This window comes from Paraburkholderia phytofirmans OLGA172, assembly GCF_001634365.1.
Classification (GTDB): domain Bacteria; phylum Pseudomonadota; class Gammaproteobacteria; order Burkholderiales; family Burkholderiaceae; genus Paraburkholderia.
Window position 1 is genome coordinate 2,733,650 of the sequence record NZ_CP014578.1, and the last position, 16,088, is coordinate 2,749,737.

Consider the following 16,088-nt stretch of genomic DNA (forward strand, 5'->3'; position numbering starts at 1 on the left):
TACGTCAGCGCTTTTTGTCGCGCGCAAGCGCCAGCTCTTGCCAACTGGGCGCTTGTGTTTGCGAAACGCCTTTTCGAACAACGGTACGAGCTTGATCACCCAGCGGTGCACGCTCGAATGGTCGACCTCCAAACCCCGCTCGGCCATCATTCCCTCGAGGTTGCGCAGGCTCAGCGAGTAAGCTACGTACCAGCGGACGCACAGCAAAATCACGTCCGGTGGATGGTCCAGTCGCTTCAGCACCTTACCGATACTCGGTGGCAACGTCGTGCGCGCCGACTTCTTCGTTTTGGCCATCTTGTTCGTCATCCATGTTTGGACGCGAATCTTATCTCAGCGCCTTAATGCGACAAAACAGGAAAGGCGGCGTCATCTTTATGGGCGGAACGGCAGGTGCCACGACGTCGCAGAACTTCATGGTCGGCCTCAAGGATGGTCTGCAAAAATATCCCGAGCTGAAACTACTGAACGAATAAATCATTGCGACGAACTGGAATCCCGCGGATGCCCAAAAGGCGACCGCAGGTCTAATTGCACAATATCCGCTCATTGATGCGATCGTCACAGACTACGGGATCACGGCGCTCGCGGCCGAAAAGGCCTTTGAACAGGCGCATCTTCCCGTGCCAGCGATCGGGAGCGACAACGAACTGAGCTGCCGTTTCATCGCGGCGAAAAAATCCGGAGCGGGGTTCCAGTACTTTACGCTCGACGGCACGACGTCCTATATTCGCTTCGCCGCGCGGCGTGCGATAGCCGCCTATCAGGGCACATCTGACAGCGAATCGCCGGCGATTTTACCGTTTCCGTTTGCGGACAGCGCCAAGGGTCTCGCCCCCAAGTGTGATCCCGCTGCACCACCCGATGCCGACCTGTCATCCCCACTCTCTGCCGAGAAGCTGAAGGCGATATTCCTGCCGTAGCGATTCGAATGGAATCCTAAGATTCTGGCATCCCCGGCACACGCTCGATATGGAGCATCGCCGCACGCCTCTGTATCTGGCGATCGCGGCGATGACAAGCCCAATACGTTGCCGCCCGCGGCCTTACCCCTGGACGGCGCCATCCAGACAATCTTCCGCGCGCCAGCCATGCAACCACGCCAACGCGTCGTAGAACTGCTCTTGCGTGCGGTCGACCCAAAGCGAATTGCGCACCAGACGCTCGACACCCTTTGCGTGATAGATACGGCCCATTTCGCGCGCCGAGTACAGCACACGCGCGGTGCGCGGAATGCGCACCGACTCGTACAGCTTGAACGCTGCTTCGAAATCGCCATCGGTAGCGGCGACGGCCGCGCCGAGCGTGACCGCGTCTTCGAGCGCCTGACAGGCGCCCTGCGCGAGGTACTGCGTCATCGGATGCGCCGCGTCGCCGAGCACGGTGGCGCGCCCGTCGCTCCAGCGCTCCACGGGATCGCGGTCCGCTGTAGCCCAGCGCTTCCATGAAGTCGGCCGGTCGAGCATCTGGTGCGGCAGCGGATGGATACCTTCGAAGTACGACAGCACTTCCTGCTTACTGCCTTCGCGCACGCCCCATTCCTCCTTCTCGCGACTATGGAACGTGACGACGAGGTTGTACTGCCGACCGCCGCGCAGCGGATAATGCACAAGGTGACAGTGCGGACCCGCCCACACGACGGGCGCATTGATTTGCAGGTCCTTGGGCATGTTCTCGACATCGACGACTGCGCGATACACCACATGCCCTGTCACGCGATGCGCGTCACCGATCAACGCGTTGCGTATCGCCGACTTCACGCCGTCGCAACCAATCACCGCGTCCGCGCTGTAACGCTCGCCATGCTGGTCTGTGACGGTCACGCCGTTGGCATCCTGATCCAGCGTGCAGACCTGCGTGTTCGTGCGGAACTGGATCAGCGGATGATCCTTGACCGCTTCGAGAATCGACAGATGGATGTCGGCGCGATGAATCACCGCATACGGATTGCCGAAGCGCGCGCGATACGGTTCGCTGACGTCGACGTGCGCAATTTCTTTCGCGTCGAGCGCGTCCCGCAGGCTCAGGTAGTCAGTGAACACGGCCCGGCTGCGCGCCGCCTCGCCGACACCCAACGCATCGAGCGCGTTGAACGCATTCGCGGCCAACTGAATGCCCGCACCGATCTCCTGAATCTCCGGAGCCTGCTCGAGCAGTTGCACGCGAATGCCCTGCCGTGCCAGCGCCAGCGCAGCGGCGAGTCCACCAATACCGCCGCCGATGACGAGCACGCGGCGCCCTTTGTCTGTCTCACTCATGACTGTCTCCGTCCCCTGTAATCAAGCAACATAATCGGGCTGGCGCTGCGGCTCTGCCGCAGCAAATGCCGGGTGTGCCGACGCGTGTTCATACACCGCGAGGCTGCGCGGATAGGCGCTCAGATCGCAGTCCATGCGCAGCGCGTTGGCGATCTGCGGCACGAGGGACACGTCGGCGAGCGTCGGCTGCGCGCCCAAGCACCACGGGCCGTGGTTGCTGCGTTCGAGCAGGCGCTCGACGCCCGCCATCCCCTGAGCGACCCAGTGCCGATACCACGCGGTTTTTTGCTGCGGCGTCACCTGCAGTTCCGTCTCCAGATAGCGCAGCACGCGCAGGTTGTTGACGGGATGGATGTCGCAGGCAATCAGCGTCGAAAGTTCGAGTACACGCGCCCGCACTGCGGGTTCGAGCGGAATCAGACGCGGCTCGGGATACGTCTGATCGAGATAGTCAATGATCGCGAGTGACTGGCCAAGCCTGAAATCGCCATCGATCAGCGCGGGCACCGTCGCGGACGGATTCACGTTCGCCACGTAGTCCGCTGCGCGATGCTCGCCGACTCGGATATTCACGGGCAGCGTGTCGTAAGCCAGACCTTTGAGCGCGAGCGCAATGCGCACGCGGTACGACGTCGAGCTGTTGAAGAAGCTATGGAGTTGCACGGGTAGACCTCCGTCTCAAGGCAGATTACTGATGTTCAGACCACCCGTACCGTCACTTCCCCCAGACGCTCGACGCCGACCTTCATCGTGTCGCCCGTCTTTACCGCGCCAACGCCTTCCGGCGTGCCTGTGAAAATCACATCACCCGGTTCAAGGCGGAAGTACTTCGACAGGTCCGCAACGGTTTCGGCCACCGACCAGATCAGATGCGACACATCGCTCTTCTGCTTCGTTTCGCCATTGACGTTCAGCCACAGCGCGCCGCTTTCAAAGTGACCTACCGCGCTGACGGGATGAATCGGGCCGATCGGCGCGGAACGGTCGAATGCCTTGCCGATTTCCCATGGACGGCCCATCTCGCGCATCTTCATCTGCAGGTCGCGGCGCGTCATGTCAAGACCGACCGCGTAGCCCCAGACATGATCCAGTGCCCGTTCAAGCGGAATATCCGAGCCGCCCTTGCCGATCACCGCGACGAGTTCCGCTTCATAGTGATAGTTCTGTGTCTGCGCCGGATAGGCCAGTTCGAGCGTCTCGCCATACGCGACCGGCACGACGGCATCAGCCGGTTTGCAGAAAAAGAACGGCGGCTCGCGTTCGGGATCGAAGCCCATTTCGCGCGCGTGGGCCGCGTAGTTGCGGCCCACGCAATAGACGCGGCGCACCGCGAATTGAGCGTCGCTACCGGCAACGGGAACGGCAATAGGTGCTTCGGGCGGGAAAACAAAAGTCATAATGATTTCGGCTCAATGGATAAAGGAGATCACGCACGCAGGTGCAGCACGCGCGGAGGGAATAGCAGGTTGGTCAGCTGCGTTCTTCGCGCAGCAGATTCAGCGCGGCGAGCACGGGGCGATCCGAATAACTGAACAGCACGCTTTCCGCCGACGCCGTCAGTTGCACGGGCGCCCACGACGGCGCAACAAATACGTCGTGCGGCTCGAACGTGAATTCGTCATTGCCGATCTTCGCGGTGCCCTCGCCTTCGACGACGCAGTAGACGGTTGCATCGGTGCTGCGGTAAGGGCGGCCCTTGAAACCTGCGGGCAGGTATTGCATGAACGTCGCGATGGTCGGCATCGGCCAGCCGCCCGTCGTCGGATTCACATATCGCAGCTTCACGCCGTCCCACTCGTCGAGTTCGCCGTTGCGATACAGCGCGTCAAGCGCTTCGCGGCTGCGCTCATACGGATAGCTGAAAATCGGCGACGTGGGATCGGACACGCGATGCCGCACGGGCACCATGTTGTGACCGAAGCGCGCAAAGCTGTCGCCCTCGTGGCGCGTCACCGGCTGCATCGCCTCGGGGTAGTTCTCGGCGAAACCGGCGTCCATCTGGGCAACGAGGGGAATATCGAGGCCGTCGAGCCACACGACCGGTTCGCCGCCGTCTGCCACTGACGGGTTGCCGTGGTCGTGCCACGTCCACGACGGTGTGATGATGAAGTCGCCCGGGCGCATGGTCGTGCGCTCACCGTTGACGGCCGTCCACGCACCCATGCCTTCGACGATGAAACGCAGCGCCGACTGCGTATGCCGGTGACTCGGCGCGATTTCGCCGGGCAGGATCAACTGCAGTCCGGCGTACAGGTTCGGCGTCATACTGGACTTGCCGGGCAGGCCGGGGTTTTCGAGCATCAGCACGCGGCGTACGGCTTCTTCGGCGCTGATGACGGAGCCGGCCTGCATCACGAGATCGCGCACCTGCGCATATTTCCAGATGGCAGGTTGGGCTTTTGGTTGCGGCGCCTTCGGCACGAGGTTGTGCAGCGATTCCCACAGCGGTGCCATGCGCTGCCGCGCGATCTGCTCGTAGTAGGCCACGCGCGATGCGTCCGGATTGTTGTGTGTCATTCGCGTCTCCTGTCGGTGTCACCTGGGTCGGGCACGTCGGCTAAGCAAGCGTCGCTCTCATCGGCCCTGTGCACTATTTATATGCGACGAAGCTATATCTCGTAAAATGGCGAAAACATCTAATCCATACGGCTTTGGATATACCTACGCAGCCGTAGTGGAAAATCTGCGCAACAAGTGCATGGGACCGGAGAAAGCGCTAGCGCTAACTCCCGTCGACACAGGAGGATGAGGCGATGGATTGGACTTACCGTCTTCGTCTGAGGCATCTGCAGGTGCTGCTGAGCCTCGCGAGCACAGGTAATCTGAGTCAATCGGCAGCGGCGCTCAATACGACGCAACCGGCGTTGTCGAAATGGCTCAAGGAGCTGGAGGAGGATGTCGGCCTGCCGCTCTTCGAGCGGCACGCGCGCGGCTTGCGGCCCACGTCGTATGGCGAGGCGTTGATCGAACACGCGCGCCGCATCGAAGCCCATCTCGATGTCACGCGCGACGACATGCAGGCCATGCGCGAAGGCGGCAGCGGCCTCGTGAGCATTGGCACATCGGGGGTATCGGCGGCCGATACCGTGCCCCTCGCCGTATCCCGGCTTCTGGAGCGCCTGCCGCGCGCCCAGGTGCGGCTCGTCGAAAGCACGATGAACCAGCTGATGCCGCAACTTGCGCGCGGCGAGCTGGATATCGTCGTTGGGCGGTCAGGCCAGCAGTACGACGATCCGCAGTTGCAGACGGTGACGCTCTATACGGAGCCGATCAACTTCGTCGCAGGACCGCAGCACCCGCTCGTCGGGCACCCGGCGCTCGGCTGGGATGACGTCCTCGCCTATTCGTGGATCGTCTGGCCGCAAGGCACACCTGTGCGAACCGCACTGGAGGCAGCGCTTGCCGCGGAGGGGCGCACACTGCCAGGCCATTGCGTCGAATCCAATTCCTCGATTCTCAACCTGACGTTGCTGAACCACACTGAACTGGTGGGCGTCGCGTCGCATCGCGCCGCCCTTCGATTCGAACAATTGAACGCGCTGCGGATTTTGCCAATTCAACTGGAGGGCTTCGGATCCGTCTCGCTCTACTGGCACGCCGAAAACGTGAATCGCATTGCAGTGTCCATGGCATTGGAGAGTCTTCGCGCATTCGCGGACCCACACATGAAGGAATGGCACACCGCTTAAGGCATCGAATAAGCCCTCAAACCAGACTTCCGGGGCATCGCCTGCTCAATCCACGACCGTATCGTCCTGGGCCTTCTGGTTGAGGTTTGCTTCGATCCGATGCATGACCTTCCAGAAAACACCCATATCTCGCTGGGTGATTCCGTCGAGTGAAGCAGAAATCATCTCCGTCAGCTCAGGCAGCAGCTCATCCACCAGACGCCGGCCTTCATCCTTCAGACTGACGAAATACTTTCGTCTGTCGTTTGGGTCGCGGGTTCTTTGCACAAGGCCGCGCTTTTCAAGGTTGTCCAGGGCGGGCACCGCCGTAGTCGACGCAATACCCACGCGTTTGCTCAGTTCAAGCTGGTTCAGCTCGCCCCGCTCCGCCAATACCCGTAAGTAGTACCAGTACGAAATGGCGATGTTCTCCCGGTCGAGAATCTTCTGTGCCTGGGCGTCGTAGAGCCTGTGCACCGTTCTGGCCATCCACGGAACGGTTCGCCCCCTATCATCAAATGCGTCAGATGCTTCTTTTGCCGCCGCGAGCACTGGCACGGCAGCTCGCCTGGTTGTTTTGACCGTAGCGGAGTTCGACTTGGGCATTCGCTCATTCCTCGACGTTTAGGTTTTCAATCGCACCAGGGTATTCCCCAGGGTCCTTGACTTTGTTAATCCCGAGACACATGATTCGATATAAATCGATCTTATGCGGAATCATCTTTTTGAAAATCATCCGTGACAAGAGAGATCATACAACACACGGCCGAATTTGCGACCGCTTCCCGGTCCCGGGCTGAAAATAGCCCAGTTCAGCCGCCGCGCCACGCGCAGGTTTATTTCAGCTCAGGTTCAAGACGCACATGCAAAGACACATTCTCGTCCTCATACTCTGGCTGATGCCGTTCGCTCTACGTATGGCGGCGCGGAAGTTTCCGTCCGTACGGGAACATCTCGGTTCCGGACACTGGGTCATCCAGCTTCGGCTAAGGGACAACAGTCTGGCGCGACAACTCCATTTCAGAAATGGCACTGTGTCCGCGCGCTGGGGTGTCAACACCAAGCCCGACGCCGAACTGGTCTTCATGGATGTGGCAACGGCACGCCAGATGCTTGCGCCCACGACCGATCACGCGTTCCTGATCGACGCGCTCAAGAACTTCAAGATCACGCAGGGTGGCAGCGATGAGGCGCTAGTCTGGTTCGGCCAGTTGGTGAACACGATGAAAACGGGGTCCTGGCGCACGGGCACCCGGATGAAGGATGGGACCACCCGTTATGTCACGCTCACCAATGGCGGGCCGGTGTTTGTCTTCGTCAAGGACGGCAAGATCATCCGGACAACGCCTATTGATCTGGCGGCAGAGGACGGACCCAGTTGGACCATCACCGCACGGGGCCGCCAGTTTTCACCGGCACGACGTGCAACCGTCAGCCCGCACGCGCTCTCACTCAAATCCCTTGTTTATTCAGACAAACGGATTCTTTATCCGATGAAGCGGGTCGATTTCGACCCGAAGGGCGAGCGCAATCCTCAGACCCGGGGGACTTCAGGCTACGAGCGCATCAGTTGGGACGAAGCGCTCGACATTGTCGTAGGCGAAATCCGCCGTATGAAGCAGGAGCACGGTCCCGGTGCGATCGCGATGGCCACGGGTGCTCACCACCAGTGGGGAAACGTCAACTACTACCTGAGCGCCATGCAACGCTTCGGTAACCTGATTGGCTATACCCGCATCGAAATGAGCCCGATTAGCTGGGAAGGCTGGTACTGGGGCGCCATGCATCACTACGGCAACAGTCTGCGTCTGGGTACGCCGAGCTTTTACGGCACGACGGAGGACTGTCTTGAACACGCGGAGGTGATCGTCTTCTGGTCGAGCGATCCCGAGTCGACCAATGGCGTGTACGCCGGATTCGAGGGCACTGAGCGCCGCTTATGGGCCAAGCAACTTGGGATACAGTTCGTTCATATCGACCCCTACCTGACGCAATCCGCCCAGTTCCTCGGTGGAAAATGGCTGCCGATCAAGCCCGGCACCGATTCGGCGCTCGCGATCGCGATCATGCATGAATGGATGATCAGCGGTAGCTACGATGAGGAATACGTAGCATCGAAAACAACGGGCTTCGACGAATGGCGTGCCTATGTTCTCGGTGAAGAAGACGGCACGCCGAAGACGCCGGAGTGGCAAGAAGCAGAAACCGGCATTCCCGCGAAAGACGTACGCAGCCTCGCGCAGTTGTGGGCGTCAAAGAAGACGTACCTCGCTGCAGGAGGTCTCGGCGCAGGCTTTGGCGGCGCATGCCGCACCGAGACGGGGGCCCAATGGACGCGAAGCCTCGTCATGATGATGGCCATGCGAGGATGGGGGAAGCCCGGGATCAACTTTGGCAACCTTCAGATCGGCGCTCCCCAGGACCTGAACTTTTACTTTCCCGGCTATGCCGAGGGGGGAATCTCCGGCGACCTGACCTACACGGCAAGCGCGGCCAACAACTATTGCCGCATGCCGCACATCATCACGATCAATCCGGTGAAGCAGTCTATTCCTCGCCAACGCCTTGCGGAGGCAATCACGCAGGGAAGCGCGGAAGGCTACTTCTGGGACGGCTTCTCGGCTGAAGGGCAATTTGGTCAATACTCGTATCCCAAGCTCGGCCATTCGCGCGTTCACATGCTCTACCGCTACGGCTCGTCTTCATTCGGCACCGTCCCGGGCTCGAACAGACTTGTCGACGCGTATCGTCATCCGTCCCTTGAGTTCGTCGTCAATCAATCGGTGTGGATGGAGAACGAAGCGCAGTTTGCAGACATCATCCTGCCCGCGTGTACCGCCCTCGAGCGTGACGATATATCCGAATGGGCAAACTGTGGCGGTTACATCCAGCACGCACAGAGCCAGCTCAATCACCGCATGATGATCATGCAGCACAAATGTATCGAGCCGCTCGGCGAATCAAAATCGGACTACCAGATTTTCCTGGAGATCCTGACAAGACTCGGCTACGGCGGCATGTACTCGGAAGGCGGTGGATCGGAACTGACCTGGTGCGAGCGGATCTTCAACTCCACGGACCTGCCGAAGCAGACCACCTGGAAGAAATTCCTGCAGAAAGGCTATCACGTCGTGCCGCCTCCCAAGGACGATGACAAGCAGCCGGTGGATATGCGCTGGTTCGCAGAGGGCCGCACCAAAGACTTGCCGGAAGCGAATCCCCTCCCCGGCGTGTATTCGACTGGATTTAGCCAGGGACTGCCCACGCAATCGGGCAAGTTCGAGTTTGTGCCGTCCAGCCTGCGCCGTATCGAGCAGATCGATCCCGCGCGACCGGCGGTCAACCGGTATATCAACAGTCAGAGCGGTGTGAAGCAAAGGTTCCCGCTCCAACTCGTAACCAATCACCCGGTCTACAGCTTCCATACTCAGGCTGATGGAAAGAATAGCCACATCAGCACGATCAATGAGCACCGGATGAACGTTGGAGGCTATCGATACTGGGTCCTGCGAATGAGCCCCACGGATGCGTCGGCGCGCGGCCTCGGGTCGGGCGATCTGGTCCGGGTCTACAACACCCAGGCATCGGTCATCTGCGCAATCGACGTTTCGCAGCTCGTCAAGGATGGCGTTGCACGCGGAAACGAATCATGCGGCGAACTCGATCTGATCCAGACCTCAGTAGGCATGGTGGATCGCGGAGGTTGTCTCAACCTCCTGACTCCCGGGAGAAAGATGAGCGAGACCGCAGACGGGATTGTTCCCAACAGTTGCTGGGTGGAGGTAGAGAAATGGGACACCACAATGGAAAAGGCAGCATGACTAAATGGGCACTGGTCGTGGACGTTTCGCTCTGCATCAATTGCAGAAACTGCGTGATATCGACAAAAGACGAATACAGCGGTAACGCCTTCCCGGGCTATTCGGCACCGCACCCGCCGGAGGGCCTCGAAACGATTCGTGTCGAACGCCACGTCCGCGGAGAGGGATCGTTGGTGGACGTGACTTACATTCCGAAGATGTGCAATCACTGCGACAACGCTCCATGCATCAAGGCAGCGGGCGACGGGGCAATCTATAAGCGCCCGGACGGCGTCGTGGTCATTGACCCGGAGAAGTCACACGGTCGACGGGATCTGGTGGCGGCGTGCCCCTACGGCATGATTGAATGGAATGAACAGGAACAGGTGCCGCAGAACTGGAATTTTGATGCGCACCTGCTCGACGCCGGATGGAAAGAACCGCGTTGCGCGCAAGCCTGCCCGACCAGGGCACTACGTGCGCTGAACATGCCAGACACAGAACTCGAAGAAATGGTGAAGAAGGAACACCTGACGGTCATTAACCCGGAGTTCGGCACACAGCCTCGAGTCTTCTACCGCAATCTGGATGACGCACTAAGCCATCTGGTCGCAGGCAACGTCTGCGAAGCCACTGGCGACGGTCGCCTGCGAAACGTGGAGGGTGTTGAAATCGTGTTGCGCGACTCCGCCGGCGGGGATGAACGCACGACAACGACTGATCATTTCGGGGATTTCCGGTTCTCCGGACTGACTGAGCAGACTTCGACAATCGAACTGCGGGTCCGCAAGAACGGAAATGAAAGAATCATCGCAACAAGAGAGCGCATAGGGAGCGTCAACCTCGGCACACTGCTGTGTTGACGCCTTTTTCCACAGCCTGACACTCGCAGGAGACACACGCATGGAGTTGAACGACAAGGTGGCGGTTATCACTGGCGGAGACAGTGGGATCGGATTGGCTTCGGCACGGCTGTTCCTCGAAGCGGGCGCTGACGTCGTCATCATGAGCAACAATCCGGAAACGCGTGGAGTCGCTCGCAGTCAGCTTGGCGCGAAGGTCGTGACGATCGAGGCCGATGTCACGGATACCAGGGCTCTCGGCATCGCCTTCGCAGAAGTGGGGCGCCAGTTTGGTCATATCGACGTCCTGTTTGCCAGTGCCGGTGTTGTCCCTCCCACTCCGTTGGAGCGCACGTCCAGCGAGCTCTTTGAACGCATACTCAGGATCAATGTTGCTGGGAGCTTCTATACGGTACAGGCCGCGCTGCCATACCTGCGTTCTGGAGCATCGGTTATTCTCATCGGCTCTGTGGTCGCAACAATGGGAATCGCAGGATTCGGGGCTTACGCTGCGAGCAAAGCTGGACTATCGGGGATGGCACGCGCGCTGGCGTCAGAGCTCCCGCCTAAAGGCATTCGTGTGAACACACTGGTTCCCGGTCCAACTCGAACTCCCATCTGGGGCACCATCGCTCATACGGAGAGGGATTTGGAGGAACTCGAGAAAAGTCTGGTCAGAAGTATTTCGATTGGCCGTCTCAGCGATGCCGACGAGGTCGCCCAAGCCGCGCTTTTCCTCGCTTCGGACCACTCAAGTAGCATGCAGGCGGCGGAAATCGTCATAGATGGCGGCGCCTCTCGTGCCCCACAGGGCGCACCCGCGTATCGCGTGTGATTGTGCGCACCGGCGCGTCGAAATCGGCGCGCCGGTGCCGCCGCGATCAAATCGCCATCCACCGTCATCCTCGCTTCAGGATCCCTAAGTAGCGGGCATTTATCGCGACCTGTCCGCCCCCCTTCAAATTGCGAAGCTTTCGAGGCTGGCCGGATGGAAAAGCTCACGCGGCTCAAGGCGGCGGCTTGACAACCCTTCTGCGAAATGACGGGCGAGAAAACGGTCAATGGCATGCTCGTTAGCAGAAAAGCCGTATGACCAGAAGTCCGTACCCATCAGTTTGCGAGCCGCACGCAGCTGGTCCTCGACGAACGGCAGCGTAACCTTGGTGGCCGCCGTATCGCTAAGCCTTGTCAACGCGAGGGCTTTCGACTTCTCGAATGCCTTCAACAGTGCGCCTGGAAGCCAGGGGTGACTCTCCGCCAGCGTCCGCCTGACGCCAAGCGTGTGCATGATCGGAAACAGCTTCGTGCTCGCGTACCAGTCCGCTGCGGCTTTATGCGGATCGTCGAAGAGATACTTGACCTGGGGATGTCCGCGGTCAAAGCATGAAGGCGCTCGGGGTCCAATGACGGCATCGATTTCCCCGTCCGCCAGCAGGTTCGAGATCGTCTTGCCTTCGGACGCGTTCTCCAGCTTGACGTCCGCAGGCAGGTTCAGCGTGATTTTTTCCACCCTGGTCGGATCTTCGTATCCACCGCGCACCCAGGTCACGTCAGAAGGCTTTACACCGTACTCCTCCTCCAGAAAAAGACGGACCCAGACGTTTGCCGTCAGCTGATATTCCGGCACGCCGATGCGCTTTCCCTTCAGATCTTGCGGGCTGTTGATACCCCTATCCGTGCGCACATATATCGACGTATGCCGGAAGGCTCGCGACGGAAAGACCGGCACCGCGATATAGGGTGAAGTCCCCGCGGCAGTCTTCACCGAGTAGCTGCTGAGTGAGAGTTCGCAAATATCAAAATCCGCGTGTCGGAAAGCGCGAAAGAAGATCTCCTCGGGATCCTGCAACATGAAGACGGGGTCCACGCCCTCGATCTGAACCTCCCCGTCGACCAACGGCCTGATCCGGTCGTAGTTGCCTACGGCGACGGACAACTGAAGCTTGCTCATTGTTCCTCCTGTGTCGATCTTCACTCGAAAATATAGATTGATGTAGAATCATCTTCCATAGAACGATGTGTGTCAAGAAATTCCAGAAGTTCTCCGGCGGGACACCCATGTGCACATGCAGCAAGAGGAACCAACCAGATTGGCCAGGGGATTCCCTGGAGTTTCTTGACATCGTTCACACCGAAACACATCATTCTATATAGCGCGATGCATCGCCGCATGATTCGTCATGGCATGAGTTGACTAAAGCGCGACGCGTACTACGCTTGTGTGGCGCGACCTCTTTTCAGGGCGCGCGTGCACACCGATTTGCGAACAGAGCTGTCATCAGAAGCGCTTAAACACAGGACAAACGCCATGGGCACCACAACGACGGAGAACTGGGACCGCGAGGTCGACGTCATCATCATGGGTGCTGGCGCCGCTGGCATGACGGCGGCGATCGTGTCGAACAACGAGGGGCTTGTACCGCTCGTTCTCGAGAAGACAGATCAGGTCGGCGGAACGTCTGCGTGGTCGGTGGGAATGATGTGGTTCGTCGACAGTGCACCAATGCAGGCCGCTGGCTTCAAAGATTCATTCGATAGAGCACGGAAATACTTTGCCAGCACTGTCGGTTCGAGTGTCGACCGCTCATTGCAGGAAGCCTACATCCGCGAAGGTCGAGCCGCCCTCGACTATATGCTGAGCAACTCTGCACTGGAGGTCGTGGCACTCGACTACCCGGACTACCACCCCGAGCTGGAGGGAGGCATGTTCGGTCGCGCTCACGCCCCGCTGGAATTCGACGCTCGCAAGCTAGGTGAGAATTTCAAGAACTTGCGTGCCCCGCTACCGGCGTTTGCACCGTTCGGCGGGATGATGCTTGACCTCGTTGATTTACTCCACTTCCTGTCCGTCACGAAGTCGGTCCGGTCGTTCTTCCACGTGCTAAAGCGCTTTTTGCGCTATGGCGTCGATCGGCTGAACTATCATCGTGGCACCCGACTCGTAGGCGGAAATGCGCTCATTGCCCGGTTGTACAAGACCATACTGGATCGTCAAATCGAAATCTGGCTGAAGACGTCCGCCACCCGACTGATCACCGAGGACGGTGCTGTCATCGGTGCCGAAGTGGTTCGGGATGGACGCACACTTCGAATCCGCGCCCGCCAGGGCGTGGTCATTGCGACAGGGGGCTATCCGGGCAACCAGGAAATGCGCAAGGAACACTCACGCCAGCCCACAGTCGAGTTGGGACTCGGACTGCCCAGCAATGTTGGCGAGGGAATTCGTCTAGGCCAATCGGCCGGGGGACGGCTTGACCACAACTCCGAGGACACTGGTTACTACGTGCCGATGTCCGTGCTTTCGAACGAGGCGGGCGAAAAGACGCTCTGGGGGCACTTCATGCTTGACCGTCCCAAGCCTGGGTTCATTGCAGTGGGCAAGGACGGGAACCGCTTCACCAACGAGGCAGCGTCGTACCACGCTTTCACCCTCGGGATGTTCGATGCTGGCGCCATCCCCGCATATCTTATTGCCGATGCGGCGACCGTAAAAAAGTACGGCATTGGCGTCATTCTTCCCGGCGCGATGTCGCTGCGGCGCTATGAGAAGGCGGGATACCTCTTTAGTGGCACCGCGCTCGCCGAACTTGCCGGCAAGATCGGCGTTGACCGCAACGGGCTGGAACGCAGCGTCGCGCGCAACAACCACTTTGCAGTCACCGGCGTGGACGCAGAGTTCGGGAAGGGATCGTCCGCCTACAACATTTACAAGGGCGACGCGTCACACTCACCCAACCCATGCCTTGGGCCCATTGAGCGGGGACCCTTTTACGCTGTCAAGCTGATGCCGGGCGACTTCGGTACAAGCCGTGGTCTCGTCACCGGAAGTCACGGCGAAGTTCTTGATCACGATAACCGTCCAATTCCCGGACTTTACGCTTGCGGCAACGATATGAACTCGCCTGTGGGCGGACGCTACATTGGTGCCGGCATTACACTCGGACCCGCGTTGACGTTCGGATATCTGGCCGCCATGTCCATCGCCGGAAGTGGGCGGGCGTCGGTCGGCAGTAAAGCAAACGCCCCTTCCTCTTCCACCTCTAAAGTTCATGTTGCTTAATCGCCATATGCTCGTCAGTCGTATCCTCGATGGAGGTCGGAGTCGTACCCGAGAAGATCCAGCAGCAGTGTCAGTTGTATAGCCGAAAGGAGGAGACTGTCATGAATCGACTTGTTTGGGTTCTAGGTGTGCTTGCTGCTGTAGGTTTGGCAGCTTTGGTGTTCGTATGGAGTGAGCCAGAACCGTCGAACGAGCAGTCAACAGAGATTGCCTGCGCCTATTACGGTGCGAGTTGCGTGCCGCCAGCGATTTTTTCCAGGGCATATTTCCGTCTTTTTCCATGAGATCTTAGGCCCCGCTCCAGCTCCCCAACGGGCGGGCACTATTGACTTAGTGGCGCAGCCCCTCGAACTCCCTCGGGAGCGTTAAGAACGCTTGGGGTATGTCGGATTTGAATTCAAAACCGCCGCACGTGCAAACGGCAGCGGATGACACGGTCCCTCAGCGAGTTCATCTGCTCGACCAATCGCGATTTGCCTTCGTCATGCAGGTCTGACCTTGCCCCCGTTCCGCGAATCCCATAACCGAGGGAATTATGCGGCTCGTCCCTGCTGAGCCGCGAACCAGTTTTTCTCGAATGTCATGGGACTGACGTAGTCGAGTGTCGAGTGCAACCGGCGTGCATTGTAAAAGCTCAGCCAGTCAATCACCTCATCCATTGCAGCACGCCGCGTGGTGAAGTGTCGTCCATGCATACGAGCTACCTTCAGCGAACCCCACAGGCTTTCCGTCGGCGCGTTGTCCCAGCAATCGCCGCGTCGGCTCATCGACGAGCGCATGCCGTAGGCCTTCAGCGTGTCCTGGAACAGGCCGCCGCAATACTGGCTGCCCCGGTCGCTATGCACGATTACACCAGCCTCGGGGCGACGCCGGAACCACGCCATGCGTAGCGCGTCTGTGACCAACTCCGCTTTCATGTGCGGCTGCATCGACCAGCCCACCACCTGCCGGCTGAACATGTCGATGATGACCGCGAGGTACACCCAGCCTTCGGCTGTCGCCAGATAGGTAATATCGCTCGTCCAGACCTGATTCGGCGCCGACGCCGTGAAGTCGCGCCCCAGTAGATTCGGTGCAACCGGCAGGTTGTGATTCGAGTTCGTCGTCGCGATGTACTTGCGCTTGTGCCGTGCACGAATGCCATGCTGCGCCATCAGCTTGCGAACCCGCTCCTTGCCCACGCGCACGCCGCGCGCGAGCAGTTCCTTCCACATGCGCGGCCAGCCGTATTCGCCCTTGACCTGCGCGTGAATCGCCTTGATGTGCGCGAGCAGGGCATCGTTGCTCATGTAGCCTCTTTGCGGCTTGTCCTTGGCGCTGCGTTGCTGGCGCTGATGATATCCGCTGGGGCTGACTTCGAGCGCTTCACACAGTACTGAAACTGGCCAGTGGTGTCGATTCCGGTCAATGAACGCGCACTTCACATCGACTCCTTCGCGAAGTACGCTGCGGCTTTCCTA

Annotated in this window: 13 protein-coding genes and 2 pseudogenes; 7 read left to right on the plus strand and 8 right to left on the minus strand. The window is 59.6% G+C overall.

The annotated features are described in order from the left end of the window. Positions 1-15: 15 nt before the first annotated feature. A pseudogene (locus AYM40_RS11935) lies at positions 16-297 on the minus strand (IS6 family transposase); the annotation flags it as partial. A gap of 326 nt (positions 298-623) precedes the next feature. Here AYM40_RS11935 and AYM40_RS42420 point away from each other — a divergent pair. Then, the gene (locus AYM40_RS42420; protein WP_236720826.1) at positions 624-923 is read left to right on the plus strand and encodes a hypothetical protein; all 300 of its coding nucleotides are present in this window, start codon (positions 624-626) and stop codon (positions 921-923) included. 123 nt (positions 924-1,046) lie between these two features. On the opposite strand, the gene AYM40_RS11945 is transcribed toward AYM40_RS42420, so the two are convergent. The 4 genes from AYM40_RS11945 to gtdA all read right to left on the minus strand — a co-directional run bounded on the left by AYM40_RS11945 (position 1,047) and on the right by gtdA (position 4,775). Beyond that, positions 1,047-2,258 carry a 3-hydroxybenzoate 6-monooxygenase gene (locus tag AYM40_RS11945; protein WP_063496403.1) on the minus strand — a complete coding sequence of 404 codons (1,212 nt, stop codon included), beginning with the start codon at positions 2,256-2,258 and terminating at the stop codon, positions 1,047-1,049. A gap of 21 nt (positions 2,259-2,279) precedes the next feature. Continuing rightward, on the minus strand, positions 2,280-2,921 hold the full coding sequence (gene maiA, locus AYM40_RS11950) for a maleylacetoacetate isomerase (protein WP_063496404.1): 642 nt from the start codon (positions 2,919-2,921) through the stop codon (positions 2,280-2,282). Positions 2,922-2,956: 35 nt separating this feature from the next. Continuing rightward, positions 2,957-3,655 (minus strand): fumarylacetoacetate hydrolase family protein, encoded by a 699-nt coding sequence (locus AYM40_RS11955; RefSeq protein WP_063496405.1) that lies wholly within the window; start codon positions 3,653-3,655, stop codon positions 2,957-2,959. 73 nt (positions 3,656-3,728) lie between these two features. Next, positions 3,729-4,775, minus strand: coding sequence for a gentisate 1,2-dioxygenase (gene gtdA, locus AYM40_RS11960; RefSeq protein WP_063496406.1), 1,047 nt, complete (start codon positions 4,773-4,775; stop codon positions 3,729-3,731). A gap of 236 nt (positions 4,776-5,011) precedes the next feature. Here gtdA and AYM40_RS11965 point away from each other — a divergent pair, with 236 nt between their 5' ends. Continuing rightward, the gene (locus AYM40_RS11965) at positions 5,012-5,947 is read left to right on the plus strand and encodes a LysR substrate-binding domain-containing protein (protein ID WP_063496407.1); all 936 of its coding nucleotides are present in this window, start codon (positions 5,012-5,014) and stop codon (positions 5,945-5,947) included. 45 nt (positions 5,948-5,992) lie between these two features. Here AYM40_RS11965 and AYM40_RS11970 read toward each other — a convergent pair whose 3' ends face one another. Then, positions 5,993-6,532, minus strand: a complete 540-nt coding sequence (locus AYM40_RS11970) for a MarR family winged helix-turn-helix transcriptional regulator (protein ID WP_063496408.1) — start codon at positions 6,530-6,532, stop codon at positions 5,993-5,995. A 257-nt stretch (positions 6,533-6,789) separates the two neighbouring features. Between AYM40_RS11970 and AYM40_RS11975 the strand changes: the two genes are divergently transcribed. From AYM40_RS11975 to AYM40_RS11985, 3 genes are read left to right on the plus strand one after another with little or no spacing between them, the layout of a single operon-like run. After that, the gene (locus tag AYM40_RS11975; protein WP_063496409.1) at positions 6,790-9,747 is read left to right on the plus strand and encodes a molybdopterin-dependent oxidoreductase; all 2,958 of its coding nucleotides are present in this window, start codon (positions 6,790-6,792) and stop codon (positions 9,745-9,747) included. Further along, positions 9,717-10,589: a 4Fe-4S dicluster domain-containing protein gene (locus AYM40_RS11980; RefSeq protein ID WP_063496410.1), complete on the plus strand. Its 873-nt coding sequence runs from the start codon at positions 9,717-9,719 to the stop codon at positions 10,587-10,589. Before AYM40_RS11975 ends, AYM40_RS11980 begins: the two co-directional genes overlap by 31 nt. 40 nt (positions 10,590-10,629) lie before the next feature. Then, positions 10,630-11,403: an SDR family NAD(P)-dependent oxidoreductase gene (locus AYM40_RS11985; protein WP_063496411.1), complete on the plus strand. Its 774-nt coding sequence runs from the start codon at positions 10,630-10,632 to the stop codon at positions 11,401-11,403. 123 nt (positions 11,404-11,526) lie between these two features. Here AYM40_RS11985 and AYM40_RS11990 read toward each other — a convergent pair whose 3' ends face one another. Beyond that, on the minus strand, positions 11,527-12,519 hold the full coding sequence (locus tag AYM40_RS11990) for an ABC transporter substrate-binding protein (protein WP_063496412.1): 993 nt from the start codon (positions 12,517-12,519) through the stop codon (positions 11,527-11,529). Positions 12,520-12,876: 357 nt separating this feature from the next. Between AYM40_RS11990 and AYM40_RS11995 the strand changes: the two genes are divergently transcribed. Together AYM40_RS11995 and AYM40_RS40220 are read left to right on the plus strand one after the other, a co-directional pair. Then, the gene (locus AYM40_RS11995; protein ID WP_063496413.1) at positions 12,877-14,628 is read left to right on the plus strand and encodes an FAD-binding protein; all 1,752 of its coding nucleotides are present in this window, start codon (positions 12,877-12,879) and stop codon (positions 14,626-14,628) included. Positions 14,629-14,729: 101 nt separating this feature from the next. After that, positions 14,730-14,912, plus strand: a complete 183-nt coding sequence (locus AYM40_RS40220; protein WP_148662163.1) for a hypothetical protein — start codon at positions 14,730-14,732, stop codon at positions 14,910-14,912. Between the two features lie 249 nt (positions 14,913-15,161). On the opposite strand, the pseudogene AYM40_RS12000 reads toward AYM40_RS40220, so the two are convergent. Beyond that, positions 15,162-16,085 (minus strand): annotated as a pseudogene (locus AYM40_RS12000) (IS3 family transposase); the annotation flags it as partial. Positions 16,086-16,088: the final 3 nt, after the last annotated feature.